This is a genomic window from Streptomyces sp. GC420 (assembly GCF_009916105.1).
GTDB lineage: Bacteria > Actinomycetota > Actinomycetes > Streptomycetales > Streptomycetaceae > Streptomyces.
Genome location: NZ_JAAAXQ010000773.1, coordinates 1 through 1,067, shown reverse-complemented (window position 1 = coordinate 1,067; position 1,067 = coordinate 1). Strand labels below are relative to the sequence as shown.

The following is a 1,067-nucleotide window of genomic DNA, read 5'->3' as shown; positions in this document are numbered from 1 at the left end:
TCAGGGGACGAGGATGAGGCGGATCGGGTCGCCGATCTTGTTCTCCAGCCGGTGGACGGCGTCGGCGGCGTCGGCGAGCGGGATGTGGTCGGTGATGGAGGGGGCCAGGTCGAGGCGGCCGGCTGCGGTCAGTTGCACCAGCTCGGTGACGGACTCGGGGGAGCCGCCGTAGTGGCCGCGCACCTGCTTGCTCAGGTAGTTGAATGTCAGGCCCTCGGTGATGGTGAGCGGCTTGGGCGTGATGCCCACGAGGATCAGGGAGCCGCCCGGGCCGAGCACGGAGGCGGCCTGCTCGCGGACGGCGGGCACGCCGGCGCAGTCGAAGGCGAAGTCCAGGCCCCGTCCGCCGGTGGCCGCGCGTACCCGGTCGGCGAAGTCGGGTGCGGCCGGGTCGAGGGCGCAGTCCGCGCCGAAGGCCAGGGCGCGCTCGCGGGCGCCGGGCAGCGGGTCGACGGCGATGATCGGTGCGGCGCCGACCAGGCGGGCGAGGCGTACGTTGTGCGCGCCCACTCCGCCCACGCCCCAGACGCCGACGGACTGGGCGGCACGGACGCCCGCGGTGGCGACGACGGCGGTGTAGGGGGTGGAGACGGCGTCGGGGATGATCGCGGCCTGGTCGAAGGGGAGGCTGTCGGGGATGGGGATGAGCGTGTCCTCGCGGGCGAGGGTGTACTGGGCCCAGCCGCCGTCGTAGTCGATGCCGCGGGTGCGCATCTGGGCGCACGGGCGGTGGCGCGCGCAGTCGGCGCACTGTCCGCAGCTCTGCCCGGCCTCCAGAGTGACGCGGGTGCCGGCGGTCAGGTCGCGCTTGAGGCCGGGGCCGAGGGTGTGGATCACGCCGGATACCTCGTGGCCGACGGTGACCGTGTCGGAGGTGGCGAACAGCGGGACGAGGGAGCTGTCGAGGAGGTGGACGTCCGAGAGGCAGACGCCTGCGGCCTTGACCTCGATGAGGACCTCGCCCGGGCCGGGCACGGGGACGGGGACCTCTTCCACGGCGAACTTCTTGCTGTCCAGGTGGAAGCGTCCGGCGAGCATGGTGTCCATGGGGATCTGCTTTCTGTGAG

General features: G+C 73.0%; 1 protein-coding gene. It reads right to left on the bottom strand.

The features are described from left to right. Nucleotides 1-1,047 carry a zinc-binding dehydrogenase gene (locus GUY61_RS38525; RefSeq protein WP_166634924.1) on the bottom strand — a complete coding sequence of 349 codons (1,047 nt, stop codon included), beginning with the start codon at nucleotides 1,045-1,047 and terminating at the stop codon, nucleotides 1-3. Between the last annotated feature and the right edge of the window lie 20 nt (nucleotides 1,048-1,067).

Excerpts from the sequence above, each read along its gene's own strand:
- GUY61_RS38525 (WP_166634924.1), bottom strand. The coding sequence starts at position 1,047 with ATGGACACCATGCTCGCCGGACGCTTCCACCTGGACAGCAAGAAGTTC.